25 protein-coding genes and 1 pseudogene are annotated in these 25,380 nt (G+C 63.1%); 15 read left to right on the top strand and 11 right to left on the bottom strand.

Annotated elements, in window-relative coordinates:
• Nucleotides 1-23 precede the first annotated feature (23 nt).
• The 3 genes from G6N37_RS14675 to G6N37_RS14665 are packed head-to-tail and all read right to left on the bottom strand — an operon-like array spanning nucleotide 24 to nucleotide 1,121.
• Nucleotides 24-377, bottom strand: a complete 354-nt coding sequence (locus G6N37_RS14675) for a pyridoxamine 5'-phosphate oxidase family protein (protein ID WP_067919787.1) — start codon at nucleotides 375-377, stop codon at nucleotides 24-26.
• Nucleotides 364-732 carry a pyridoxamine 5'-phosphate oxidase family protein gene (locus G6N37_RS14670; RefSeq protein ID WP_158243999.1) on the bottom strand — a complete coding sequence of 123 codons (369 nt, stop codon included), beginning with the start codon at nucleotides 730-732 and terminating at the stop codon, nucleotides 364-366. Before G6N37_RS14670 ends, G6N37_RS14675 begins: the two co-directional genes overlap by 14 nt.
• A gap of 56 nt (nucleotides 733-788) precedes the next feature.
• Entirely contained in the window at nucleotides 789-1,121 is a 333-nt protein-coding gene (locus G6N37_RS14665) for an acyl-CoA synthetase (protein ID WP_232074996.1), read from the bottom strand.
• Nucleotides 1,122-1,430: 309 nt separating this feature from the next.
• Between G6N37_RS14665 and G6N37_RS14660 the strand changes: the two genes are divergently transcribed.
• Both G6N37_RS14660 and G6N37_RS14655 read left to right on the top strand, forming a co-directional pair.
• Entirely contained in the window at nucleotides 1,431-2,930 is a 1,500-nt protein-coding gene (locus tag G6N37_RS14660) for a class I adenylate-forming enzyme family protein (protein WP_232074993.1), read from the top strand.
• A 24-nt stretch (nucleotides 2,931-2,954) separates the two neighbouring features.
• The gene (locus tag G6N37_RS14655) at nucleotides 2,955-3,257 is read left to right on the top strand and encodes a hypothetical protein (RefSeq protein WP_067919784.1); all 303 of its coding nucleotides are present in this window, start codon (nucleotides 2,955-2,957) and stop codon (nucleotides 3,255-3,257) included.
• A gap of 131 nt (nucleotides 3,258-3,388) precedes the next feature.
• Here the strand turns inward: G6N37_RS14655 and G6N37_RS14650 are convergent, their stop codons facing one another.
• Entirely contained in the window at nucleotides 3,389-3,553 is a 165-nt protein-coding gene (locus tag G6N37_RS14650; protein WP_156764297.1) for a hypothetical protein, read from the bottom strand.
• Between the two features lies 1 nt (nucleotide 3,554).
• Nucleotides 3,555-4,745 (bottom strand): thiolase family protein, encoded by a 1,191-nt coding sequence (locus G6N37_RS14645; RefSeq protein WP_163681498.1) that lies wholly within the window; start codon nucleotides 4,743-4,745, stop codon nucleotides 3,555-3,557.
• Between the two features lie 105 nt (nucleotides 4,746-4,850).
• Between G6N37_RS14645 and G6N37_RS26260 the strand changes: the two are divergent.
• Together G6N37_RS26260 and G6N37_RS14635 are read left to right on the top strand one after the other, a co-directional pair.
• Nucleotides 4,851-5,147, top strand: a pseudogene (locus G6N37_RS26260) (MaoC/PaaZ C-terminal domain-containing protein); the annotation flags it as partial.
• 522 nt (nucleotides 5,148-5,669) lie between these two features.
• On the top strand, nucleotides 5,670-6,521 hold the full coding sequence (locus G6N37_RS14635) for an acyl-CoA thioesterase (protein WP_158244000.1): 852 nt from the start codon (nucleotides 5,670-5,672) through the stop codon (nucleotides 6,519-6,521).
• Between the two features lie 382 nt (nucleotides 6,522-6,903).
• On the opposite strand, the gene G6N37_RS14630 is transcribed toward G6N37_RS14635, so the two are convergent.
• Nucleotides 6,904-7,653 (bottom strand): alpha/beta fold hydrolase, encoded by a 750-nt coding sequence (locus G6N37_RS14630; protein WP_102419689.1) that lies wholly within the window; start codon nucleotides 7,651-7,653, stop codon nucleotides 6,904-6,906.
• A 124-nt stretch (nucleotides 7,654-7,777) separates the two neighbouring features.
• Complete coding sequence (locus G6N37_RS14625; protein ID WP_067919804.1) at nucleotides 7,778-8,371, bottom strand: CAP domain-containing protein; 594 nt, start codon at nucleotides 8,369-8,371, stop codon at nucleotides 7,778-7,780.
• 175 nt (nucleotides 8,372-8,546) lie between these two features.
• Here G6N37_RS14625 and G6N37_RS14620 point away from each other — a divergent pair, with 175 nt between their 5' ends.
• Nucleotides 8,547-8,912 carry a DUF732 domain-containing protein gene (locus G6N37_RS14620; RefSeq protein WP_102419690.1) on the top strand — a complete coding sequence of 122 codons (366 nt, stop codon included), beginning with the start codon at nucleotides 8,547-8,549 and terminating at the stop codon, nucleotides 8,910-8,912.
• Nucleotides 8,913-9,017: 105 nt separating this feature from the next.
• Here G6N37_RS14620 and G6N37_RS14615 read toward each other — a convergent pair whose 3' ends face one another.
• Both G6N37_RS14615 and G6N37_RS14610 read right to left on the bottom strand, forming a co-directional pair.
• The gene (locus tag G6N37_RS14615) at nucleotides 9,018-9,455 is read right to left on the bottom strand and encodes a lipoprotein LpqH (RefSeq protein ID WP_082962475.1); all 438 of its coding nucleotides are present in this window, start codon (nucleotides 9,453-9,455) and stop codon (nucleotides 9,018-9,020) included.
• Between the two features lie 400 nt (nucleotides 9,456-9,855).
• A complete protein-coding gene (locus G6N37_RS14610) occupies nucleotides 9,856-10,485 on the bottom strand; it encodes a TetR/AcrR family transcriptional regulator (RefSeq protein ID WP_067919769.1) in 630 nt (209 codons plus the stop codon).
• Between the two features lie 1,388 nt (nucleotides 10,486-11,873).
• Between G6N37_RS14610 and G6N37_RS14605 the strand changes: the two genes are divergently transcribed.
• From G6N37_RS14605 to G6N37_RS14560, 10 genes are all read left to right on the top strand, one after another.
• Nucleotides 11,874-12,668: an MlaE family ABC transporter permease gene (locus tag G6N37_RS14605; RefSeq protein ID WP_067919768.1), complete on the top strand. Its 795-nt coding sequence runs from the start codon at nucleotides 11,874-11,876 to the stop codon at nucleotides 12,666-12,668.
• Complete coding sequence (locus G6N37_RS14600) at nucleotides 12,665-13,519, top strand: ABC transporter permease (RefSeq protein WP_102419691.1); 855 nt, start codon at nucleotides 12,665-12,667, stop codon at nucleotides 13,517-13,519. The genes G6N37_RS14605 and G6N37_RS14600 overlap by 4 nt, the downstream gene beginning before the upstream one ends.
• 5 nt (nucleotides 13,520-13,524) lie before the next feature.
• Nucleotides 13,525-15,012, top strand: a complete 1,488-nt coding sequence (locus G6N37_RS14595; RefSeq protein ID WP_102419692.1) for an MCE family protein — start codon at nucleotides 13,525-13,527, stop codon at nucleotides 15,010-15,012.
• Nucleotides 15,013-15,052: 40 nt separating this feature from the next.
• Nucleotides 15,053-16,081 (top strand): MCE family protein, encoded by a 1,029-nt coding sequence (locus G6N37_RS14590; RefSeq protein ID WP_102419693.1) that lies wholly within the window; start codon nucleotides 15,053-15,055, stop codon nucleotides 16,079-16,081.
• Complete coding sequence (locus G6N37_RS14585) at nucleotides 16,078-17,475, top strand: MCE family protein (RefSeq protein ID WP_102420111.1); 1,398 nt, start codon at nucleotides 16,078-16,080, stop codon at nucleotides 17,473-17,475. Before G6N37_RS14590 ends, G6N37_RS14585 begins: the two co-directional genes overlap by 4 nt.
• A complete protein-coding gene (locus G6N37_RS14580; protein ID WP_142393492.1) occupies nucleotides 17,472-18,800 on the top strand; it encodes a virulence factor Mce family protein in 1,329 nt (442 codons plus the stop codon). The genes G6N37_RS14585 and G6N37_RS14580 overlap by 4 nt, the downstream gene beginning before the upstream one ends.
• Complete coding sequence (locus tag G6N37_RS14575) at nucleotides 18,797-19,951, top strand: virulence factor Mce family protein (protein ID WP_102419694.1); 1,155 nt, start codon at nucleotides 18,797-18,799, stop codon at nucleotides 19,949-19,951. Before G6N37_RS14580 ends, G6N37_RS14575 begins: the two co-directional genes overlap by 4 nt.
• A 4-nt stretch (nucleotides 19,952-19,955) precedes the next feature.
• Nucleotides 19,956-21,434 (top strand): MCE family protein, encoded by a 1,479-nt coding sequence (locus G6N37_RS14570; protein WP_167527386.1) that lies wholly within the window; start codon nucleotides 19,956-19,958, stop codon nucleotides 21,432-21,434.
• Nucleotides 21,398-22,126 (top strand): Mce protein, encoded by a 729-nt coding sequence (locus G6N37_RS14565; RefSeq protein WP_102420114.1) that lies wholly within the window; start codon nucleotides 21,398-21,400, stop codon nucleotides 22,124-22,126. The genes G6N37_RS14570 and G6N37_RS14565 overlap by 37 nt, the downstream gene beginning before the upstream one ends.
• 62 nt (nucleotides 22,127-22,188) lie before the next feature.
• Complete coding sequence (locus G6N37_RS14560) at nucleotides 22,189-22,965, top strand: hypothetical protein (RefSeq protein ID WP_102419695.1); 777 nt, start codon at nucleotides 22,189-22,191, stop codon at nucleotides 22,963-22,965.
• Nucleotides 22,966-24,232: 1,267 nt separating this feature from the next.
• On the opposite strand, the gene G6N37_RS14555 is transcribed toward G6N37_RS14560, so the two are convergent.
• On the bottom strand, nucleotides 24,233-24,808 hold the full coding sequence (locus G6N37_RS14555; RefSeq protein WP_102419696.1) for a DUF6036 family nucleotidyltransferase: 576 nt from the start codon (nucleotides 24,806-24,808) through the stop codon (nucleotides 24,233-24,235).
• Entirely contained in the window at nucleotides 24,808-25,326 is a 519-nt protein-coding gene (locus G6N37_RS14550) for a helix-turn-helix domain-containing protein (RefSeq protein ID WP_232075540.1), read from the bottom strand. The genes G6N37_RS14555 and G6N37_RS14550 overlap by 1 nt, the downstream gene beginning before the upstream one ends.
• Between the last annotated feature and the right edge of the window lie 54 nt (nucleotides 25,327-25,380).

Below are 25,380 nucleotides of genomic sequence, written 5' to 3'. Positions count from 1 at the left end.
TGGCCCCTGTCTCACTCGGCTCACTACGACTCGCCCCGCTGGAGTTTTCCGAAATCGAAACCCGTGCTTCGCTCGATGTCGACACGAACACCTTCGTCGACGAAGTTTGGCTGGCCGTGCACTATTACACCCCGAATCTCGTAGTAGCTCGAATGCTCATCGGCGACACAGCAGAGCTGTTGGCGCGCAATGGCATTTACCGCGACGGGATCAGTCGGGTCCAACCGCAGCAGCAGCGCTGTGGTGCGGAACTCACTATGAGTGAGGGTGGCCGTCGGCCAGCCCTCGGCGTCGACGGTGCCGACCGCCATGACTTCGCAGCGCGACAGGAATTCGTCGATCTCCTCCGCGTCCATGCGGATATCACGCTTCGGCATTGGCGGCGACCACCCTCCGCGAGGGTCGGGAATGATCGACTTCGATTCGGAACACGACCCGCTTACCGTCTTCCAAACGCTCGCGAACGGTGTCGATCACGGCATCGGGTACGTCTGTCGGGCCCACTTCAGGTCGTGCGGGAATGAACGCGGCTGGATCGATCAGGCGGCTACGGCCCCATAAGGCAACGCCCTCGGCGGGATCGTCGTCGTTGACAATGACAACGCAGACGCGTTCGTCCGCGGCCAGATAGCGCGCCTTCGCGGCCTTGCGATAGGTCGTGAACTCGATGGCTCCGTCACGTGGGGTGCCGGTCATGGGGTATCCGATCACCGTGTCGTCGGGTCGCCTCATGAAGAGGAACATCAAAACCGGCCGGCCGTTCACCAACCATCCGGGGTATACGACCGTCAATTGGCAGCCTGGGTGCAGGGTAGGCTGCGCCTGGCCTTACGGGGTTTGCCGAAAAACTCCTGGAAGTTCTCGTGGTTGATCCGGTGCGTCGAATTGCATCGCGCTGCCATGCGGAGCGCTTTCAGGCGGGCTCGGCCTTTCGAGGGGTCGTGATCTGCGGTGGACTGCTCGAGATGTCCAACGTCATGCTCGGCGGCTGCGGTCTCCAAGTGAAGCCGCTCGCCTGCCTCCCCGAACGTCAATAGGTCGTGGTCGTCCTCATCGAGCCTTTCGCGTGTCGGGACCGCTTCGTCGACGCTTGCCATGGTCTTCCTTTCGGCGAACAGCAATTAGCCTCTTACCGCTCCTAAGTCATAGACACCTAAACAATTAGGAGCCCATCTGTGGATGAACGCCCGGATCGCCTCCGCGCTCGGCCCAGGTTGGCCCAGCATGACGTGGGTCGATCTGCCCTCGATCGCAAGCGCGCGGCCGATCGGAACTGCGCCCCGGTCCTCGTAGCGGCCGAAGGGATGGAGCCCGATGCCGATGATTGCGGTACCCAGCGTGCTGCTCATGGTGCTCCTCGAATCGCTGGTTGGACTCCGGCGGACAGTAAGTATATAACTATATATCGGATTCGAGAAAGGCCCCGAGATTTGAGCATTGCACTGCTGCTGGAGATGGCCGTTTCCGGCGATCCCGATCGTCTCGCCGTAGTCGATCGTGGCGCCCGGCTGACCGCGTCGGAGTTGAGTCAGCTCGCGAGCGGGGGAGCTGGAGTCGTCCGCAGCTCCGGCGCTCAGCACGTGGCATACGTCGGCACCGGCGGGCACATGCTGCCGTCGTTGATCTTCTCGTCCGCGCGAGCGGCCATTCCGTTCACGCCGCTGAACTACCGTCTGAGCGCCGAGAGTTTGCACCAGTTGATCGGGCGCCTGCCGGCGCCGCTGGTAATCGCGGACCCGGAGTACGCCGAACTGGTCGCCGACGCGGGTAGACGCGTGATGACGTCCAAGGAGTTCACCGAAGCCGCTCGTGCGGGCGAACCCGTCGAGGAGTTCGCCGATCCTGATGATGTGGCAATCGTCTTGTTCACCTCAGGTACCACATCTGCGCCGAAGGCTGTGGAGCTGACACACAACAACCTGACCGGTTACGTCACGGGCACAGTCGAATTCGGTTCCGCCGACGCCGACGACGCGGCCCTGGTGTGTGTGCCGCCTTATCACATCGCCGGCATTGGTGCGGCACTGTCGAACCTTTACGCAGGCCGACGGATCGTCTACCTACGCAAGTTCGATCCGCGGGAGTGGGCACAGTTGGTGCGCGACGAGCGAGTGACGACTGCGACGGTGGTGCCGACGATGCTCGACCGCATCATCGCCGAGTTGCAGGCCGGCCCGACGGATCTCCCGACGCTGCGCACTCTCGCGTACGGAGGATCGAAAGTGGGTCTGCCGCTGGTCCGTAAGACCATCGCGCTGCTGCCTCACGTGGGGCTCGTCAACGCGTACGGACTCACCGAAACAAGCTCTACCATCGCGGTTCTCACGCCGGAGGACCACTGCACGGCCCACGGCTCGACCGAGGAGGCCGTGGCGCGCCGGCTCGGTTCAGTCGGCAGGCCGGTGCCCGGCATCGAGGTCCAGATCCGTGATGAGACGGGCACTGTACTCCCGCCCGGTCAAACGGGGGAGTTGTTCGTACGGGGGCCCCAGGTATCAGGCCGATACACGGGAATCGGTTCAGTGCTCGACGCCGACGGCTGGTTCCCCACCAGGGACACCGCGATGCTCGATGACGAAGGCTATCTGTTCATCGGTGGCCGATCCGACGACACGATCATCCGCGGTGGTGAGAACATTGCCCCTGCGGAGGTGGAGGACGTGCTCGTGGAGCATCCCGACGTCCACGAGGTGGTGGTGGTCGGCATCGACGACCCGCAGTGGGGGCAGATCATCGTCGCAATCGTGGTGCCCGAGCCGGGCGCCGAACCGGATGTTGAAGAGCTGCGCGAGTTCGTTCGCAAAACGCTACGGGGGTCACGCACTCCTGACCGCATCGTCATCCGCGATGGTTTGCCGACAACCGCGACAGGCAAGGTACTCCGCCGCGAAGTCGTTGAAAGTCTGCACACTGTGGCCGAACAACATTAGTCACCAAAAACCAAGGAGCTGAAGATGATCAAGAACGGAACCCGTCTGCAGAGCCAGGTATGCGACACGCAGGTCATCGTCGTGCGGTCCGCCGACAGCCTCGATGACTTGCGGTGCGGGGGAGAGCCGATGGTGCCCCTGGACGCTGAGAAGTCACCCCATGCCGACCTGGATCCTGCTTTCGCCGGGGGCAGCACGATGGGCAAACGCTACGTCGACGACACTGGCGCCGAAGTGCTGGTGACCAAGGCCGGAGTCGGGGCGTTGAGTGTCGGTGACACTCCGCTGGCACTCAAAGAGGCAAAACCGCTGCCCGCCAGCGATTGAGAAACATGTTGGCTCGGACTACGTCCGCAACCGAGCCCTCCCAGAAAGGGCACTTAGATATTGGGCGGGACGCGTCGCTGGGGTGTCCGGGGCATCTTGCCATACGTCGACTGCGAGTCGTCGAAAAGCGGTTACTCGCTGGACTCGATGTCTGCCTGAACATCGGGATTGGCGTCGAACAGCTCCGGGCGCTCCGCCGGGAATTTCACCATGAGGGTGGACCACCGTCGTGACCCTTGGAGCACGGCACGTTCGCCGTCGACCCGAAAGAGATTGTCTGCGATGAGTTGAGGCATGTCATGCCACCTCGATAACCATTGCCGACCCCATTCCGCCGCCCGCACACATCGACATCACGCCGATTCCGCCACCGCGGCGGCGGAGCTCGTAGATCACCGACGTCAACATCCGTGCGCCGGTCGCGGCGATAGGATGGCCCAGGCTGATGCCGGATCCGTAAACATTGACGATGTCCTCGTCGAGGCCCAGTTCACGTGTGCATGCCACCGCCTGGGCGGCGAACGCCTCGTTGATCTCGAACAGCGCCACGTCTCCTAGTTTGCGGCCCGCTAACTCCAGCGCTTTGGGGATGGCCGAGATCGGTCCGCTCCCAGTCCGATTCGGCGGCACGCCGACCGAGGTCCACGCCAGCACGTTGGCCAAGACGTCCTTGTCAGTGTCTGGTCTGGCCAGTGCGACCATCGCCGCCGCATCGTTGAGCCCCGAGGAATTTCCTGCAGTCACCGTGAACCCCTCGATCTCGGGATGCAGCACCTTCAGTCCGGACAAGGCCTCCAGAGTGGTGTCGCGGCGCGGGTGTTCGTCCTGGGCGAAGGTGACCGATGACCCGTCGGCCTGCGGAACTCGCAGCGGCACGATCTCGTCGACGAAGGAACCGGCGTCGATGGCCTTCACCGCGCGCTGGTGGCTGCGCAGCGCCCACTCGTCTTGGTCCTGACGCGAGAGGCCGTACTGGACTGCGCAGTTGTGTGCCACCGTGATTGACATGTCGAGGGCCGGCGCGTCCGGTGTCGGCGGGTGTGACAGCGGGGACCAGGGGTCCTCGTAGTCCTCCGGGGACTTACCAGTGGTGAACGGTTTGCGTTTGCGCAGCAGCGGTGTTGTCGAAGACGATTCCATCCCGCCGGCCAGGATCGCTCGACTCATTCCGGCCGCGATCTGCCCTGCGGCCACCGCGACCGCAGAAAGACTCGACGCGCATTGCCGGTTGACCGCCATCCCGGGAATGCCGATCAGGCCCAGGTCGACGGCGACGTAGCGGGCGCTGTCTCCGCCGCCCTGCAGGCTCTCGGCGAGCACCAGGTCGTCGAACTCGGCGGCATCAAGTCCTGATCGTTCGATGGCCGCGGCGACCACCGGTTTCGCCAACTCAACGGCAGGCATGTGGATTAGCGTCCCTCTGCGGGCGGTACCGATAGGGGTGCGGGCGGCGGCCACTATGGCTGCGCGCGACGTCGTCGGCGTCATGTGTCTCCCGAAAGGTTCTCGGACTGGCCCCGATGGGTCGTCCTGATTCGCCGTCAGAGTATACCGTTAAATAGATATCTGTATTCGTGGTGTGGCGGGAGTGAAATGAAGTCATTCGGATCGGTCGACGACGCGGTCGAGGCGACAGGGGCCGAACTCGGCGTCAGCCGGTGGTTCGACGTGGAGCAGTCGCGTATCGACGAGTTCGCCGATGTGACCAGGGACCACCAGTGGACCCACGTCGATGTGGAGCGCGTGGAAACTGAAAGTCCCTACGGCGCAACCATTACGCAAGGCTTTCTGACCCTGTCGCTTATTCCGGGCCTGAGCATGGACAACTACCGCGTGGAAAATGCCAGGATGGGCATCAACTACGGGTTGAACCCGGTCGGGTTCGCGTCGCTGCCTCATCGACGGTATCGCGCCCAGCGCGGGGCCCTCCCAAGAAGGGTGGATGCGTTCGGTAACGGTCGAAGCGAAGGGCGCGAACAAGGACTTGACGAAAGCCGTTCGCGTGCTTGGCGATTGTGCCAGGCCCGTGGTGCTGCGTGTGACGTGTCACAGCAGCCTGCAGTGCCTCGGTCCTTGATTTTGGGCGCGCCGGCGTACTCGAATTTCTGCTATATAGTAGATTTGTATCGCGAAATGGTCACCGGGAAGCGGACGGAAATTCTCGGGCAGTCACGGCCCAGAAGAGTGGCCTAGATAGACAGGGATTGCCATGGCAGCTCTGCGTACCCAGACACGAGGCACGCCCAGCAAAAGCGCGGTCGCGTCGAACCTTTGCGGGGTCCTCGCCCTCATCCCAGCCGAACAAGCCGCCGCGGTATTGCGACTTGCACACGAGCGCCGGACATCGCGGACGCCGGTCGGAAGTCGCAGCCCGCTCCAAGAGGGCTGTTGATGGTCGCCAGTGTCGCATCCTTGATCGACCTGCTCGACGTCCGATTCGTCGCAAGCGACTTCTACCGAGGGACCACGCCCGATATCGGTATGCCCCGGGTCTTCGGCGGGCAGCTGGCAGGCCAGGCGCTGATGGCAGCGGCCAAGACCGTCGAGGAAAAACGCCTCCCACACTCTGTTCAGTCGCACTTTCTCTCCGCGGGGCTGATCGGGCCGCCGATCGACTTTCGCGTCGAACGCTTGCGCGACTCACGCTCGTTCTCCGACCGGCACGTCATAGCCGAGCAGCAGGGTCGGCAGCTTCTTTCCATGCAGGCCTCGTTCCACGCTCCGGAAACTGGGCCCGAGCATCAACTGGCTGCCGAAGCGGTCGACGGCCCGCCAAAGGCCGGCGCGGCCATGCGTCCCTTTCCCGATGATTGGGCGGAATTCTATCGACGATGGTCTTCTCTGGACGTCGACTGGTGCCCGGATTCGAATGGGCGCAAGCCGCTTACGACAACGGGCAAGGGTACGCTGCCGCGCCTCTGGGTGCGAACGTCGACACCTTTCGAAGGTCCTCAAGCGGTCCACAGTGCCATCGCCATATGTGTCGCTGACCTGACTTTGTTGAGGAGCTCCTTCAGCCCCCACGAGATCGGGCCCCACAACGACGTTCAGACGTTCACCCTCGATCACTCTGTGTGGTTTCACCGCCCCTTCCGCATTGATCAGTGGTTGCGCTTCGATCATTTGTCGCCGAGTGCCTCGGAAGGCAGGGCGTTCTGCGTCGGCGGATTCTTCGACGAGCGCGGCAACCACGTTGCCTCTGCGACGCAAGTGGGTCTCATTCGAGAATGGTCAGGTCAACACAATTGGAGGAACAACAGATGATCATCGACGCAGACGGTCATGTGTGTGAGCCGCCGGATCATTGGACCTCGCGGATGCCGCCGAAGTGGGGTGAGCTTATTCCGCGGTACGTTACGTCGACGATCTGGAAATGGATGTCTGGTGTATCGGTGACGAGATCGTCAAGCCGACTGACCCAAAGTGGCATTCATACGCTGAAGGGCCGTCGGCTGTCTCCTACAGTCCGCGTCAGGCGTCGGGACTGCGCCCTGCGGTACAACCTGAGGGCTGTGGCCTGCTCCACTGATGCAAATCGTCCCCGCGGAACGAAGTACGTCGGGTGGGGCAGGTCAACCGCGGCCGCCAGCACGAGTCAAAAGTCGGTGCTGCCAAGCCTGCGGGGCTCGATCTGAAGTACACGCGCTCACCCGACCGAGGCATCGTATCGGCGGCAGCGGTCGAGAAGGACCTGCGCTGTGCGATTCGGATGGCTGATCATCATGTCATGGCATGAGTCGACCTCGACGATGGTGTGGACCCCGCCCAGGGCGTCGATACTTCGCCGTTGGGACGCGATGGAAAGCGCGCGATCGCGGGTAGTGAGGATCCAGGTGCGGGATACGTTCGCCGGAAAGTCACTACGGTCCACCGGTTCAGTCGCGATCGATATCGTTTCGGGGTAGAGCCGTGCCATCATGAACCGGCGTTGCTTCTCGGTCATCTCATTGCTGAACGCATAGCGCGCAAGGAAAGCCGGTATTTTCATCGCTTTTCGCTTCCCCACGCCGCGTCGAGCGAACCATGCCATTGGACCGTCGAGCGTGTCCGTGATCGCTTCGCCCTGACGCGGCACGAACGCCGCCGCCAGAACCATCTCACGGACGCGCGCAGAGCCCAGCCGGGCCACCACCCCGGGTACCGTAACCCCCGCCATCGAGTGGCCAGCGATGACGATTTCGCCAAAACCCGCATCATCGATATCGGCGACCACGGAGTCCACCCAGGCGCCGATGCTGGCTGCGGTCAGGTCACCTGGCTTCGAGCCGCGACCGGGAAGGTCCACCGCGAGGATGCGGAGTTTTGGTTCCTGGCGGCGCAATTCCGAGACCGTCAGATCCCAGCAGTCGCCAGCATGCGCTCCACCATGGACGAGAACCAGATCGGGTAGCGGCATCTGAAGTCCTCAGCGGAACCGCATAGCGCGCCCGTTGGCGTCGAGCAGGCGCAGCACGACGGGCTCACCCGTCTGACCCGCTCCAATGAAGCCGACTGTGTTGATCATTACGTGTGAGCCTTGCTTATTGCGGTGGATTTCCAGGCGGCGGGTACACGCCCCTGAGAATCCAGGGGAACCAGTTGAAGCCAAATTCGAGCTCGTCGCTGGCGTCATAGTCGGGGCTGGGATCGGGCGGAATGTTCTCGCCTTCGGTGTTGACTGGCTGCGCTGGCTTGCCGTAAACGGCGACGACAACGGTACGACCTGGATTGTTTAGCGACCAAACTCCCATTTGGCTGTTGGCGCAGTTGGACATGATGGCCAGATCATCTGGGTTGTAATACCACCGGTTGATCAGATCGACGCCGCTGATTGCTATGGACTGATTGATGGCCACCGTTTCGGTCACCTGACCTTGGTAGCCGGCCGCATTGGCGCGATCTTGTGGGTTTGATCCGTCCGAGCCGGTATCACCATCGAGGGCGCGGTTGTTCAGCAGATCCTCGGCGTGACGCTGCGCTGCGAGTTGCAGTTGCTTGTTGGGCCTGACGTCATTGGTGCAGCCTGCATGGTGCTGCACTGTGAAAACGTTGGCGAGGACACCGTCGTTGAATCGTTTGTTGTTCGGTATGAGCGTGTTGTTGTCATTGTCGGCGTGCGCGGTGGGGCTGGCCAGCAGGGTGGCGGCGATCAGAAGGACGGGCAAAGGCAACGGCCGATAGCGCGTGTACAGGCTCCTGCTTGTCTGAACCGTCATCGCAGAACCCCCAGCTGAGCGCAACGCCGTGTACACGTCGCGGTTTGGAATGGTACTAGTAGAAATTAGATAGATATATTACGCTTTGACGGTCATGAAGCAAGGGAAAACTAGGGCTAAGCTCGCCGTCGCTACGTTCGTTGCTTCAAGCGTTGTCGCGGTGGCAACAGCCCCAGCTGCAGACGCGGACGCGGTCGCGTACCTGCTAAACGTAACTGTTCGGCCTGGGTACGGCTTCGCCAACGCCGATGCGGCCCTGGCCTACGGTCACGGAATCTGCGACAAGATCACCCGAGGTGACAGCTACGCCAGCATCGCGCGTGACGTCAAAGCCGACTTCAACAACTCCGGCGAGTATCAGGCGACGTATCTGATAAGCCAGGCCGCCCAGGAACTGTGCCCCAGCCTCATTTGGCCGCTGCGGAATTCCGCGGGGAACTACCTGCCACCGCCAGGCTGATGCCCGGTATGCATCGCGGCACCTGCCGGACAAAAACGGCGCCGCCCCCGAAACGCTGTGGCGAAAGGCATGTCTCGCAGTTACCAACGGGGTTTCAGCTAGCCGCTAACAGGCGACTCTGATCGTGAAGGTGCCGGTTGTCCTCTGGCCGGGGTTATCTGTGTTGAACCCGTCCGCACTGCCACGGATCGTGTACGTCTGATCGTTCATGGTCACGTCGGCCCTGCCGCCGAGGCCGGCCTCATAACTGCCAGTGAATCCGCCCAAGTCGTTGATGCTGACGGAGTTAGCAGTGAGCGCATCCTTGTTGGAGACGAATGCTTTAACGCCCGCGGCTGGGTTGCCGGTTGCGATCGTCGTTAGTGAACCGAGCAGAATGCACTGGACTGAGTGGATCTCGGGGAGAGTCCGATTGTTGATCGTCACCTGCGCGGTTCCCCCCGGTAGTCGCCCTGACGAAGATAGATTGGCGGGCGACGACGAGCACGCCGCGAGGCCTGCCGCGATCACACCGGCTGCGGACGCGTGGATGAACGACTTCAACACAAGCCCACCTCAGTAGGTTTCGATCTGCAATGCCGCGTACCTCGCGCCAAACGATATGTGCCACCGTCACGGCCGCCCGACGGCAACTTACTCGACAAACCGCGGTGATGGCTAAGCGAGACAAGGTTATCCATACTCTGATGTTTTCGCCACCAGCATCGCCGTTCCGATTCCGACGGAGCTAGTGATCAGCCGACGATCTGGCTCCTTCGTCACCGGCGAGCGTACGAGCATTCGGTGGGGGCGTCCTCCCGTTCGGAACGGCGAAAAACGAGGGCACGAATCCAGCAGTGTCCTAGCCGGTTTCGGCCCGGCACGAGCCGCGGAGAAAGGTCGGGACGATGGTGGCGAACGGCGACTGCCCAGCCGGCATAACACCGTTGGGCGCCTGACGGGGCTAGGGCCGAGGCTTCAACGAAGCACCAAGTAGGTTCCGCAGCACGCCCTCGTCACCACCGTCTTCAGGGTCGGCCGGTTCGGCAACGAGACTGAAGCTGACCCGGACAATCCAGCGGGCCAGGGTTTCCGCCGGAAGATCACGGCGAATCTCACCAGCAACGGCGGCATCCTCGAGGCGCCGCACCAGCGCGTCAGCAAGCTTGGCTCGCCACAACTCAGAACCCTCGGCCGCGTGATAGGCAGCGCCGAGGGCTTGGTGGTCGTCGACCAGCGATCGCATTATCGGTGAGCTGCGAGCGATCTCTTGGCCCACCAGGCATGCCGCGACCAGCTGAGCCAAGAAGGGTTCGTCCGTTTGCCAGCATCGGTAAACGCGCTCCACCGTGACGCCAAGCACTCGCACAAACGAGGCTGCCAGCAGTGCGTCCTTGTTCGGGAAGTAGTAGTACACAGTAGAGCGGTGCACGCCGGCGCGCTGCGCAACGTCGCTCATCCGCGTGCGAACTGGGCCTTTCTCGGCGTAGCAAGCGTCCGCCGCGGCCAGCAACCGTTCGCGCGCCTCCTCCTCGTCTGCAGGAGTGTCGGCACGCCACGAACGTGCGCGGGATGCGTGGCCCTTCGCGGTCACAAGTGCACACTACGACGCACGGAGCACCAGTGAGGCAATGGCCAAGCCGGACGGCTCGGCACTGGCGCGCGAAAACCGGCCTTTTCCGGCGCTGGCCGAAGATTTCTACGCTGAGGGAGCACTTGACGGCGGGGTGGCACGCCGCAGTAGAAGAACGGACCTGCTGCGCAGCAGGGATCGGTCCAGCTGCTCTCCGGGTGGGTGGAAGTTGATTCCATGGCGAGCTAACCGTGGGCAACCGTTGGGCAGCAACCGTAATCCCGATGAGGTTGGGCGCCCGACAGATTGCTTCAAATTCGACGGCAACGCGCCGAATCGTGCAAATTAGAAAATCAGATAAATAGATAGATGGTTTGATGTCGTAACGCAGCCGCAGGCGTCATATGTTCGCAAGTGGTCATCGACGCGACGCGGCCAGCAATGATCCCCCGGTGGGTTGGGAGCGATTGGTTACTGGTGTTGCATTTGGGGGATATTGAGATGGCATACGCGATGACGTTGATGACCGCGGATGCACCGCGGCGCGTCCATCAACCATGATGGCGTCGTCGTTGTCTCGCAAAATTGCAGCTCATAGCCTGTTTTCGAGTGCGGACGTCAGCCGGCTTCCCCGAGGCCCCGGCCGTTGGTCGTCTGATGCAGCCGCGCTGCGATCGACCTCGCCACACGAGCGCTGCTTTTCGGCGGCGATGTGGAAGCATTTATCGCGATCTATTTGTCGTGGTGGCGTTCTATTGTTGGACCGCTCTGCCGGCATTGTAAGACAGAATTGTCGACGCTCTCTAAAGTGTATGTCCGCCCAGATTGACCAAGCGCGCTCTAGTGGAAAATTCTGTATGGCAACTTTCGTCCAAAAAGTCTTCCGAATATGCGAAATATTTGCCGAATGGCAAATTGTTCAATCATAGTGACGGGTCGCCTTTAACTTCCGCCGAACCCTTCCAATCCGCTTGGAGGGCGGGGGCGCCTCCACGCTGGCCCGGGCCGCGAGACCTTGGCCTAGTGGGCGGCTCACATGCAAGAACGGCTAGCTGAGAGCCTTCGACCGGGGGGCGCTGGCCGACTATTTCGATAACGGTTGCCACATTCGGACTAAATTTGTCGGAACCGTCGCAGCAAATCGGCGGTTGTTTATCAGGCGTCGACCAATCCGGCATGGGCGCGAATAAGAGAGGTGTATGTTGCCCTCCATGAAAGCCATGGTGTACCGTCCCGCTGTGCTACCTGTCACACTATTGGAAGGGGGCGGTTTGACTTTCCGCTGGGTGAGCATTGATCGGTCCAATGTCGGTGGCGATTAGATACCGACGAGGGCACTAATGGTTGTGAGAGACACGGCGAACACAGAGCCTTTGGCGGCGTCGGATCCGGCTCCCGTCAGATCTCCGATGGCGGTGTTGGCGTCCCTGGGGGTGCGGCCCACCTGGGACGTTGAAGCGAAGCCGTTGCGCGAGGTCGGCGCCTTCTTCGCGTTGTCGCTCGACATCCTCGTGCAGCTCGTGCGGCCGCCCTTCGCGTGGCGTGAGTTCATCCATCAGTCTTGGTTCGTGGCGCGGGTGTCGATGTTTCCCGCCGTCTTCTTGGCGATCCCGCTCAGCACGCTGCCGATCTTCATCATCAACGTCCTGCTGGTCGAGATCGGCGCCGCCGACGCATCCGGGACCGGGGCCGCGCTGGCCAGCGTCGTGTTCATCGGACCGATTGCGACGGTGCTGGTGATCGCCGGTACCGGCGCTACTGCGATGTGCGCCGAGCTGGGCGCTCGCACCATCCGCGAAGAAATTGACGCCATGCGAGTGATGGGGATTAGCCCGGTCCAACGTTTGCTGGTGCCAAGGGTTTTGGCGCTCGGGCTTAACGGGTTGGTGTTGAACAGTGTTGTGACCATCGTCAGCCTGGTCGCTGACTATCTGTTCTCCGTCTACTTCCAGCACGTTAACCCTGGTACCTTCGCGGCCAGCCTCACGCTGCTTGTCGGGCTTACCGAGACGATCACGGCCTACGCAAAGGCGGCATTATTCGGGGTGGTGGCGGGCCTCATTGCGTGTTACAAGGGCATGACCGTTGGCGGCGGTCCGCAAGGTGTCGGCAATGCGGTGAACGAAACCGTGGTGTACACGTTCCTGGCACTGTTCATCATCAACGGGATCTTGCTCGCGATCACGACGAAGGCGACGATGTGACGGCCGCGCCAGCAGCACTTCGGCTGCCGCGGCTGAGCAACGCCGCGCGCGCCTTCGCCAACAGGTGGAACGAGCTCGGAAGCCAGACCGCGTTCTACGTCAGGGCTCTGGGCTCGGTCTGGGAAGCCATCGCCCGATACAAAGTGGAGATGATGCGCCTGATCGCCAGCATGAGCATGGGCATCGGCGCGCTGGCCGTCATCGGCGGCACCGTGGTGATCGTCGTCATCTTGACGATGGCCACCGGTTCGTATGTAGCCATCCAACTCTTCCGATCGTTATCCGATGTAGGCGTGCAGGCGTTGTGCGGCTTCGCATCCGCCTACATCAATACGCGCATCGCCTCGCCGATCATCGCCGACATCGGCCTGGCGGCCACCGTCGGCGCCGGCGCCACCGCGCAGCTGGGCGCCATGCGGATCAACGAGGAGATCGATGCGCTCGAGACGATGAGCATCCGCGTCGTTCCCTACCTGGTCTCCACCCGGGTGGTCGCGGGCGTGCTCGTCGCGATTCCGCTGTGGTGTATGGCGGCGATGGCCGGATACTTTGCCACCCGCAGTCTCATCATCTTCGGGTACGGCCAGGCTCCCGGTGTCTACCAGCACTACTTCCACTCTTATCTGCAGCCACTCGACTTGATCTGGTCCTTGCTCCAGGTCATCGCCTCGGCCACAGCGATCATGCTGGTGCACACCTACTACGGTTTCTACGCTTCGGGCGGTCCGGCCGGCGTCGGTGAGGCGGTCGGTCGCGCGGTGCGCGCCTCACTGACCGTGGCGATGGCGGTGACGCTGGCGGTGGCGCTCGCCGCCTATGGAGTGTCCGGCAACTTCCACCTGTCCGGGTAGCGGCTATGGAAAAGAAGAAGAAGCGCCGCGAAGCCGGCCTGCACCCCGCGATCTGGACCTTCGTTCTCCTCGGCGTCATCATCGGATCGGTCGCGCTGACCATCGCGCAGTTCAACAGGGACTTGCGGCCCTATAGCCGAGTGACCTTGATGTCGGATCGTGCGGGCCTGGTGATGGAACCTGGCGCGGCGGTGAAATTGCGCGGCGTCCAGGTTGGCCGGGTCTCGTCGATTCAGCCAGGTGATCCGGTGAGACTTCAGCTGGAGCTCTACCCGGAGCAGCTCAAGTACATCCCGGCCAACGTGGGCGCCAAAATCACCGCCACCACGGCCTTCGGTGCCAAGTATGTCGACCTGACCACGCCCGCCCACCCGACCTCGAAACGGCTCGCATCCGGCGCGGTGGTCGAAGCAAGCAACGTGACCGTCGAGGTGAACACCGTCTTTCAGAACCTCGTGGGCGTACTCAACCAGGTCGACGTCCCCAAACTGAACGCCGTGCTCACCGCGGTGGCCGACGGATTTCGCGGGAAGGGCGAGGCGATTGGCGAAGCCACCACCGACCTCAACCAGGTCCTGCTGACGATCAATCCGCGCAGCGAGACCATCCGGGCCGACTACCGCGCCCTGAAGGGATTCAGCGGCGCCTACAGCGCGGCCGCACACGACATCCTCACGACGCTGGACGCTGCCAGCACGACCGGCACGACGGTCACCAAGAACGCCAAGGAACTTGACGCACTGTTGCTCAACGTCAGCGGACTCTCCCGCGCGGGCACCAACCTGATCGGCCCGAACAAGGACAACCTCGTGCACGGCATCAACCTGCTGGAGTCCACAACGCGGCTGCTGATGAAGTACAACCCAGAGCTCACCTGCACGCTGGTTGGCGGGAAGACCGCCGTCGACAGGTTCATCGGGCCGACCGGCGGCGACAACGGATATTCGGTGATCCTGGACGCCGGTTTACTCTTCGGGGAAGACGCATACAAGTTCCCCGACAACCTGCCGATCAACGGCGCCAAGGGTGGCCCCGGTGGCCAGCCCGGGTGCGGATCGTTGCCCGACGTCGCCAAGAATTTCCCGCAGCGCTACCTCGTCACCAACACCGGGTGGGGCACCGGACTAGACATGCGGCCCAACCCCGGCATCGGCTTCCCGGGGTATGTCGACTATCTCCCCGTCACTCGGGGGACACCGCAACCGCCTAGCATTCGGCACCCCGGCGGCCCGGCGCCCGGCCCCGTCCAAGGAACGGATGGATACGACAGTCCGGCACCCTATGGGGCGCCGCGATACGCCCCGGACGGCACCCCGCTGTATCCCGGTCTGCCGCCGGCTCCGCCGCCGGGCAGGCCACGCGAACCTGGTCCCCCGCCGGCGGGTTCGGAACCGTTCGTGCCGCCGGTGCGCACCGGGCAGCAACAAACCTGCGGCCTGGTCAACAACGACTGCGCACCGTTGCCACCGCCGCCTTACAGCCCGGCGCCGTGACCACCGAATGAGACACCAGCAGCGATAGAGGAAGGCAGACATGCGAGAGAATTTGGTCGGTGCCCTGTGGCGCCTGTCCATCTACTTGGTCGTGTGCGTGCTCGGCGCGTTTGCGCTCATCGCGGTCTTCGCCCAGTTGCGCTTCCAGTCGGAGAAGACCTACAAGGCCCAGTTCGCGAACGTGTCCGGCCTGCAGGAGGGAAACTTCATCCGCGTCGCCGGGGTCGAGGTCGGCAAGGTCAAAAGCATCACCGTCCAGCCCGACTCCACCGTGCTCGTCGAGTTCGCCACGGCCGACTCGGTAGTGCTCACCGAGGGCACCAGGGCCGCCATCCGCTTCGCGGACCTTATCGGCGGCAGGTACATGGCCCTGGAGGAGGGCGCCGGGGGAGTCAAGCGGCTTAATCCGGGCACGACCATCCCACTGGCGCGGACCGAGCCGGCGCTGGACCTCGACGCATTGATCGGCGGCTTCCGGCCGCTGTTCCGCGCGCTGGACCCGGACCAGGTCAACAAGCTCACCGGCCAACTCGTCGCGGCGTTCCAGGGACAGGGAGGCACGATCGGCTCGTTTCTCACCCAGGCCGCGGCCCTGACCAACACCCTGGCCGACCGCGATCAACTGATCGGTCAGGTCATCACCAACCTGAATACCCTGCTCGGTTCACTGAGCGGCCAGAGCAAGCAGTTCGCCACGGCGGTCGACTCTCTGGCCGAACTGGTGCAAGGGCTCAAGGGCCGCAAGCAAGACATCAGCAACGGGGTTGCGTACGCCAACGCGGCCGCCGGGTCAATCGCCGATCTCTTGTCACAGGCCCGTCCGCCGGCCAGGAAGGTGGTCCACGAACTCGACCGGACCGCCGCAAACGTGCTGGCCGACCACGACTATTTCGACAACTTCCTCAACACGTGGCCCGACGCGACGCAAATACTCAACAGGCAGGGCATGTACGGAGACTTCTTCAGCTTCTATCTGTGCGACATTCTGATCAAGGTCAACGGCAAGGGCGGCCAGCCGGTGTACATCAAGCTGGCCGGCCAGGCCACCGGCAGGTGCACGCCGCGATGAAACCCTTCTCCGAACGCAATCCGTTGATCGTCGGCCTCATCGGCATCGGCGTCACCCTGGCTCTCGTGTTGATCTCCCTGAACTATGACAAGCTGCCGTTCTCCAGCAGGGGCAAGACCTATTCGGCGTACTTCGCCGAGGCCGGCGGCTTGGTACCGGGTGACCACGTCCAGGTATCGGGTTACCGCGTCGGGCAGGTCTTGGGCGTTGACCTGGACGGACCGCGGGTGCTGGTCAAGTTCAGCGTCGCCAACGACGTCCGCCTCGGTGAGCGCACCGAGGCGGCGATCAAGCTGAAGAGCGTTCTCGGCAGCAAACTCTTGGAGGTAACCCCGCGCGGCGATGGGCAGCTGAGCCGCCCGATACCGCTCGACCGAACCAGGCCGGCCTATCAACTGCCAGACGCGCTGAGCGATCTCAGCAATACCATCAGCGGGTTGGACACCCAGCAGTTGTCCACCTCGCTGGCCGTGCTGTCCGACACCTTCGCCGACACACCGCCCGACTTGAAGCAGGCGGTGCAGGGGGTCGCGCGCTTCTCTCAGACACTGAACGAGCGCGATGCGCAGCTGCGAAACCTGTTGAGCAGCGCCAACAAAGCAACCAAGGTGTTGGCCGACCGCAGTGACGAAGTGGTCAAGCTCGTCGCCAATACTAACGCGCTACTGGTTCAACTGAGAAGCCAAAGCAGTGCGCTGAGCCAGATCTCGAGCAACCTGTCCGCCGTGGCGCAGCAGATCAAGGGCTTCATCGCCGAGAACCGCAACACGCTCAAGCCGGCACTGGACAAGCTCAACGGGGTGTTGGCCATCCTGGACAACCGCAAGGAACGCGTCCAGAAAGCGATCGTCGGCCTAGGCAGATACGCCTTAGGGCTCGGTGAATCCGTCGGCTCGGGACCGTTCTACAAAGCGTATCTGGTCAACCTACTGCCCGGGCAGTTCGTGCAGCCCTTCATCGACGCGGCCTTCTCCGACTTGGGCCTGGACCCCAATGTGCTGCTGCCCTCACAGCGCACCGACCCGCAGCGCGGGCAGCCGGGCACGCCGCCGCTGCCGATACCGTTCCCGCGCACCGGCCAAGGCGGGGAACCACGCATGACCATCCCGGATGCCATCACCGGCAACCCGAGCGACCATCCATGCGGTGTGCCCGGCGTGGCGTTGCCCGGCCCCGGCTGTTATCCGTATCGGCAGCCGCTGCCCGCGCCGCCACCCGGCGGCCCCCCGCCGGGACCTCCCGCGCCGCCGGGTCCGGGCGAAGGACAGTCCATCCCGCCAGGGGGGCCCGTCGAACTACCAGCACCTGGTCAGATACCGCCGAGCCAACCGCCCGTGCTGAACGGACCCGGACCCATCGGCCCATCCCAGCCGGCTGGAGGGGGTGGCCAGTGAGGAACCGTTACGTCAAGCTCGGCGTGGCCATCGCACTTGCGGTCGTCCTTGTCGGCGGCATTGTCACCGTCGTCGGATTGGCGACCGGCATCGGCCATACGCAAGTCGTCGGCTATTTTGCGGACAGCACCGGCCTCTACGCCGGGGACGACGTCGTTATCCTCGGCGTGCGCGTGGGCAGGGTCGAGAAGATCGAACCGCAACCCAGCCGCGTCAAGATCACCTTCTGGTATGACGACAAATACAAGGTGCCCGCCGACGCCAAAGCCGTGATCATCGCGCCGTCACTGGTGACACCGCGAGCCATCCAGCTGACGCCCGCCTACACGGGCGGGCCGACTATGGCCGATCACGCGACAATCCCGCAGGACCGCACCGCCGTTCCGGTCGAATACGACGATTTTCGCCAGCAGCTACAAAAACTGACTGAGACACTCCAGCCCGCCAAGCCAGGCGGAACCAGCACCTTGGGGGCGTTCGTCAACACCGCGGCCGACAACCTGCGCGGCCAGGGGCCGGATATCCGTAGCACGCTCATCAAGCTGTCGCAGGCGATTTCCGCGCTCGGCGATCACAGCGACGACCTGTTCAGCACCTTCAAAAACCTGTCCATCCTGGTCTCCGCCCTGCACGACAGCAGCGACCTGCTGCGGCAACTGAACCAAAACCTGGCCGCGGTGACCGGCTTGTTGGCCAGCGACCCCGACGCCGTCGGCAACGCGGTCCGCGACCTCAACGACGTGGCCGGCGACGTCAGAGACTTCGTCGCCGACAACCGAGAGACGCTGGGCACCGCGTCGGACAAGCTGGCGTCGGTGACCACGGCGGTGAACCAGAGTCTCGACGACATCAAACAGGTGTTGCATGTCGCCCCGACCGCGTTCCAGAACTTCCTGAACATCTACAACCCCGCGCAGGGCTCGTTGACCGGCATCCTGGACGTCAACCAATTCGCCAACACGATCCAATTCCTGTGCGCCGCGGTCGAAGCCGCGTCGCGCAAAAACTCCAAGGAGTCGGCCAAGCTGTGCGTGCAGTACCTGGCGCCCATCATCAAAAACCGCCAGATCAACTTCCTCCCGCTGGGGGAAAACCTCTTCGTCGGCGCCACCGCGCGGCCGAACGAAATCACCTACAGCGAGGACTGGCTGCGGCCCGACTACGTTCCCCCGCCACCTCCGGGAGCGCCCGCACCGGCCGCCGCGCCGCCGCAGGAAAGCGCAACAGACGCGCCGGCCGCGCCACCGCCGGCCGCGCCGGTGCAGACCCCAGATCCGGCCGCCGGCTTGCGCGGAATGATGGTGCCGTCCGGGGGTGGACAATGAGCCGGGCACCACGGTATCGCATGGCCGCGGGCCTGGTGACGGCACTTGCGCTGGTGCTATCGGGCTGCGGCTTCCACGGGGCGAACTCGTTCAAGCTGCCGGGAACCAAGGGCGGCGGGCCCGGTTCGTACACCGTTAAAGCAGAGATGTCCGACATTCAAAACCTGCAGCGGAACTCCCGCGTCCGGGTCAATGACGTCACCGTCGGCACCGTGACCGACATCGAACTGCAGGGCTGGCACGCGTTGGTCACGATGAGCATCGAAGGCGGCGTGGACCTCCCGGCCAACGCGACGGCCACGATCGGCCAGACCAGCCTGCTGGGCTCGGTACACCTCGAATTGGCGCCACCCACTGGGGTGCCGCCCCTGGGCAAGCTCAAAAATGGGTCGTTTATACCGCTGTCCTCGGCGGGCGGATATCCGTCAACCGAACGCACGCTGGCGGCGCTTTCCCTGGTGCTCAACGGCGGCGGCCTAGGGCAGGTCCAGGACATCACCAAGGCGCTGAGCACCGCGTTCACCGGTCGCGAGCAGGACCTGAGAAGCCTGCTCGGCCAGCTCGACAAGTTCGTCGGCTACCTCAACGACCAAAAGGACGACATCATCGCCGCGACGGACAGCCTGAACAACCTGGCCGGTCAATTCGCCGACGAAAAACCGGTGATCGACAAGGCGCTGAAGACGATCCCGGACGCGTTGACGGCGCTGAAGGACGATCGGGAGGACCTTGCCAACGCGCTGGGTGACCTGAGCCGATTCGGTGCGCTTGCCGCCGACTCGGTCAACAAGACCAAGCAAAGCCTCGTGCAGGAACTTAACGACCTCGGCCCGGTGCTGCAGTCACTGGGCGACGCGGGGGTGTCCTTGACCCGTTCGCTGGGCCTCTTCGGCACCTTCCCGTTCCCCAAGGACACGCTGAGCAAATGGCTGCGCGGTGACTACGCAAACCTGACCGGCATCTTCGACTTGACCCTGAGCCGGCTGGACTCGGGGTTGTTCACCGGCACCCGGTTTGAGTGCAACCTGAGCGAGCTGGAGCTTCAGTGGGGCCGCACCATCGGCCAGCTGCCCAGCCCCTGCATGGCGGGAAGCCAGTACAACCCCGGTAACCCGTTGGTCGTGCCTTACCACTTCAACCAGGGGCCGTGACATCATGCTGAACCGACTCCCCCGACGCGTCAAACTCCAGCTGGCGGTTTTCGCGACGGTCAGCACCGCCGCGGCCGCCATCATTTTTTTCGCCTACATGCAGATACCGACCTTCTTTTTCGGGATCGATCGGTATGAGGTCACGGTCAAACTGCCGCAGGCGGGTGGCCTGTATGCCGGCGGGAATGTCACCTACCACGGGGTCGAAGTCGGTCGGGTGCAGGCCGTGCGCCTGACCGATAGCGGCGCCGAGGCGGTGCTGCGGATGGACTCGGATTTCCATATTCCGGCCGATTCCGGCGCCCAGGTGCATAGCGTGTCGGCGATCGGCGAGCAGTACGTCGAACTGCTGCCCCGCAGCACGGCCGGGCCGCCACTGAAAGACGGTGACGTGATACCGGTCGACCGCACGTATGTCCCGCCGGACATCAATTCGCTGTTGGCGGCCACCAACCGCGGACTGAACGCGATCCCACGGGACAACCTGAAAACGGTGGTCGACGAGTCGTATGTCGCAGTCGGCGGGCTCGGGCCGGAACTTTCCCGGCTGGTGAAAGGGACGACTGCGCTGTCGATCGACGCCCGAAAGAACCTGGACGCACTGGTCAATCTGATCGACAACTCCAAGCCGCTGCTCGACAGTCAGATCGACTCATCGGACGGAATCCAGGCGTGGGCCTCACACCTGGCGGCGATCACCTCGCAGTTGCGCAACAACGACTCCTCGGTTGCGGGCCTGCTGCATAAGGGTGGCCCAGCCGCCGCCGAGGCACGCGATTTGTTCGACCGGCTGAACCCCACCTTGCCGATCGTCCTGGCCAACTTGGTCAGTGTCGGGCAGGTAGGCGTCACCTACCGCGACAATCTGGAATCCCTTCTGGTGGAGCTGCCACAGGGGGCCGCCGACATCCAGGCGATCGGCGTGGCCAACAAAGACACCAAGCAGCCCTACCGCGCCCCCTTTCTGAGCTTCAAGCTAAACCTCAACTGGCCGCCGCCGTGCACGACGGGATTCCTGCCGGCCCAGCAGCAGCGGGCGCCCAGTTACGAGGACTACCCGGATGTCCCGAAGGGGGATTTCTACTGCCGGGTGCCACAAGACTCGCAGCTCAACGTGCGTGGCGCACACAATCTGCCGTGTGAGACCCGGCCCGGCAAGCGGGCGCCTACCGTCAAGATGTGCGAGAGCGACGAGACGTACGTTCCGCTGAACGACGGCTGGAACTGGAAGGGTGATCCGAACGCTACATTTTCCGGCCAAGGTGTCCCGCAGTTCAGGCCGGGGGAGGAACCAGCGGGGCAGGTCCCCGCACCGTCGCCGCCCGGTCCGGAACCACCGCCGATCGCAGCCGTCCAGTACGACCCAGCCACGGGCATGTACGTGGGACCCGACGGGCGTATGTACACACAACGAGACCTGGCCCGTGGTGCCACAAAGGAGCAAACATGGCAAAGCATGCTGATGCCGCCCAAGACGAACTGAGCGCGACAGGCCGTCCGTCTACGTCCGCGGCGACGCCGGGGCAGAGCGACGGCGATTCAACGCAATTGCCCAACAGGATCACCTCGAAAGACGAGAACGCCGAGGCGGGAGTCGCCCCGGACGAATCCGATGCGGCCGACGACTATGACACTGCCGTCGATGAAGACGTCGACGACGCTTCCGAAGACGCTGCGCCGCCTAAAAAGCGGGCCACGCCGGTGCGGCTGGCAGCGGCGTTGGGTTTGGTGACGGTCGTGGCCTTGGGCGCGGTGGCCGGATGGTTCGGGTATCGGGGATATCAGTCACGTCAGGCCCAACAGCAACGCGAGCTGCTGGTTCAGGTCGGGCGGCAAGGCGCGCTGAACCTGACCACAATCGACTGGCACCACGCCGACGCTGACGTCCAGCGCATCCTGGACTCCGCGACGGGTCAGTTCTACGACGATTTCTCCCAGCGATCAAAACCTTTCGTTGATGTGGTCAAGAAGGCGCAGTCCACGTCGGTGGGGACAATCACCGACGCGGGTCTCGAGTCGCAATCGGGCGACGAAGCCCAGGTTCTGGTGGCTGTATCCGTTAAGACCTCGAATGCCGTTGCGGCCGAACAGGATCCGCGGCATTGGCGAATGCGGATAACGGTGCAGAAGGTCGGCGGTGGCGCAAAAGTCTCCAATGTCGGATTTGTACCGTGAGCAGGCCGTTGTCCGGCAACCGCCGACACCGGGCTCTGCCAACCAGAAAAGGAACTATCGCAGTGCGGCTCAAAACCGATCGCAAGACCGATCCGGACGCAACCGAGGTCTCCGAGGAGAAGGCTGGGCAGGTCGCCAGCCAGACGAGCGAACCCGAGGCGATCGGCGACGCGGAGACCATCACCAATGACGCCGAAGACCGGGCCGAACCTGCCGAGGACACGAGCGGCGGGGACGCGGAAGACGTTGCCGAATCGGGCGACACGTCCTCTGATGATGCTGAAGCCGATGATGTTGAAACCGAAAAAGATGTCAAAGACGTTGAGCCGCCGGAACGTAAACGCCGAATCAGCCGGATCAAATGGTCGCGGGTGCTTGTCTTCTGGGTGCTTCCAGCGGTCGCGATGATGATCGCGGCGGCCGCGGGTTATTTGAAGTGGCAAGACGCGTGGGTCCGGGATTCGGCGGTCGCCGGTATCGAGTCGGTCGCGGCCGCTAAGGATTCCACCGTGGCAATACTGTCCTACCAGCCCGACACCGTCGATAAAGACCTAACTGCCGCGCGGGACCGGTTGACCGGCAAGTTCAAGGACTCCTACACACAATTGGTCCATGACGTCGTGATGCCCGGCGCCAGAAAGGACCACATTTCGGCGATCGCCACCGTTCCCGCGGCGGCGTCGGTGTCGGCGACTCCCAACCACGCGGTTGTCCTGGTGTTCGTCAACCAGACCGTGACTGTTGGCAATGATGCGCCCACGGACACCGCGTCCACTGTCCGGGTGACGTTGGACAAGAGCGGCGGCCGTTGGCTGATCTCCTCTTTCGACCCCGTCTAGTCGGAAAGCGCGGTGGCCCAAGGGATATGCGCGGCAGCATTACAGGGTCGTCTGTGTCGGGCCGAAATTCTGGCACAACGTGTACGGCGGCGTGATGGAGTCTGCACATCCTTGGGCCTTCACCACGTATGTCGCCCCAGGCCGGTAGAAGTAGTACATGCGCACCGTCTCCTGACCGGACTTATATGCGCAATGCCCAGGCGAACCGTCGCCCGCTATAGATACACACACCACCTGCGAGTTGGGGACGGCAGCTGTGGTGCACGGCCCCGGATGCATCGTGACCAACACCTTGCTCTCTCCGGATACCTGTACAACTTCAGGCGGTGTGAGCACAAAGGAGCACTGTCCGGATGCATCTTCCCCCGACGGCGATGCGTGCGAGACGCCGGCCGATCCGACGGGAACGAGCGCCATCCCGATAACCAGGCGAAAAGCCGCGAGACAGCGAAACATCTTTGAATAATACAAGTCAGCGCCCCGGCTAGGTAGGGTCTGACACGCACGCTTGCGAGTCGAACTACGCTGGCCCCACAACAGATTTCGAGCCCAGCGCGGTATCAATACCCCGTGGAGGCTCGGTGAGCTTCCCATTTTGCTGGCACGGCCACAGATCATTCACACGTGAGTGTTCTCGTATAGCGAGGTCATGGTCGCTGGACCAACCAGATAGATGTTCTCGGCCGCTTATGCTCACGGTTTATCGCTAGGGTTGATGAATTCGGGGCGGCCATCGGCAAGGTTCGGCAATGAATTTTGGCGAGGCGTTTGACTATATCTCGGCGAGATGCGCCAGGGGCTTTTGGCTCAAGCCGCTACGCCACCGGTCAGCTCGCTCGTCCTGTGAGAACCTCCAAGCGGACGAGTCCGCGGGGTCGAAGCGCCTCTGGCCCCGCCATATTGGGCCATCTGACGCTACATCGCGCCACGGCGTGTCCCAGATTCACCGACCAAACACCGACCACGGATCAGCGTTGACGGAGGGTCGGCAGGACCAGAGCCGCCCTTGGCAGAGAAGCCGACTTGTCTCACGGTGACTGCCGCGACGCATTAGCACCACTAACGTCGTCCCGAGCGACGTAGGGCGACATATCGGCGGCCCATCCGGTTGGCACGTCTGCGAGCGGCGGGCGAACGTGTAGCCGGAACCTGATGGATCAATAGCGGTTATCCATAATGTGGCAGTACTCGGAAGAAGTGCCTCGCGGCGAAGTGACATCCTTTCCCAATCCTGGCCAATCCCAACGCCGCGGCTGCGGTTCGCGAGCTACTCAACGCTGTTTGTGCGGTGAGCGAGCCAGGCGGCTGCGCGTTGGGAGGCTCTCCCAAAGCGTTCGGGTACGGTCGCGAGGCGCGTTGCGATCACTTGCGGGTCAACAAGATCAGCAGTGATCAGTGCGTCGACGAAGTTCAAGTCCTTCTCTCGGAGAGCACACAATTTCGCAACACACAGGTCTTCCTTGTCGAGGCACCATCCGATGAATTGAGGTTCGCCCGATGGGGCGGCGGTGTTCTCGTTCTGGACCTTGACCAGTCGATCGCGCCATCCGCCGGGCAGTGTCGAGGTCTGCAGGTCTACGGCGTCGATACTGAAGCCGTGAAGCTGCTCAAATGGGGAGAATTCGCCCGCTGCTCCTTCGATTTCGTCTGCGAGACGGGTGATTTCACCGGTGTTGTCGGCGATCGGGAGAACGTCGATTTCCGCCGATCTGGTGGCGTAGAAGGGCAGCTGATCTTCGGTGTAGGTGCCGAGGATCGCTTGGGAGCCGACGATGATCACTTCAGTCAGGCCCGCGATTTGGCAGGCAGTCCGGATAGCGTGCTCAAGCTGGTCGCGCCGCATCAGCGCACCGTGCGCAAAACGCGGATGCGCTCCTCATCGCGGAGCAGTCCACCCATCGGTGAGACTTCGCGCATCTCGATGCAATCGCGGCTGAGTCCAGTAAGGACGCGATGAAGGCCGGGTACGTCGCCGCTTCTCATGAGTGATTCCCAGCGGTCGAGGTTTCTCATGTGTGGCTGGCCGGTGACGCCGGACCGCAATCGTCGCAGGTTGTGCTCGATCGCGGGTTGCCATTGTGTGAGAGTCGACCGCCTCAGGTGCCTGGCCAGCTCGCGGTGCAGTTTCCACGAGCGGCGTTCGGAACGTGTCAGCTTGGGAGTGACCGGCTGGCGGGTGATTTCGAGTCGGTACCCCATACAGGACAGCAGTCGGTCGAGCTGCTCATCGCTGAGTTCAACCTTGTCGGAGAGGAACTGGCTGATGCTCGGCTGGTGCACACCGCTGAGCCGAGACAACTCGGACTGGGTGGTGCCTGTTTCGTGCATCACCGTCCGCAATACGTCACTCCGACCGCTCATGCCCAACTATAGCATTTTCTACTATAGATAGCGGGGGCCGTTTTGTGCGGTGCC

The organism is Mycobacterium seoulense (genome assembly GCF_010731595.1).
GTDB classification, from domain to species: domain Bacteria; phylum Actinomycetota; class Actinomycetes; order Mycobacteriales; family Mycobacteriaceae; genus Mycobacterium; species Mycobacterium seoulense.
This window is presented reverse-complemented; position numbering and strand designations above follow the sequence as displayed.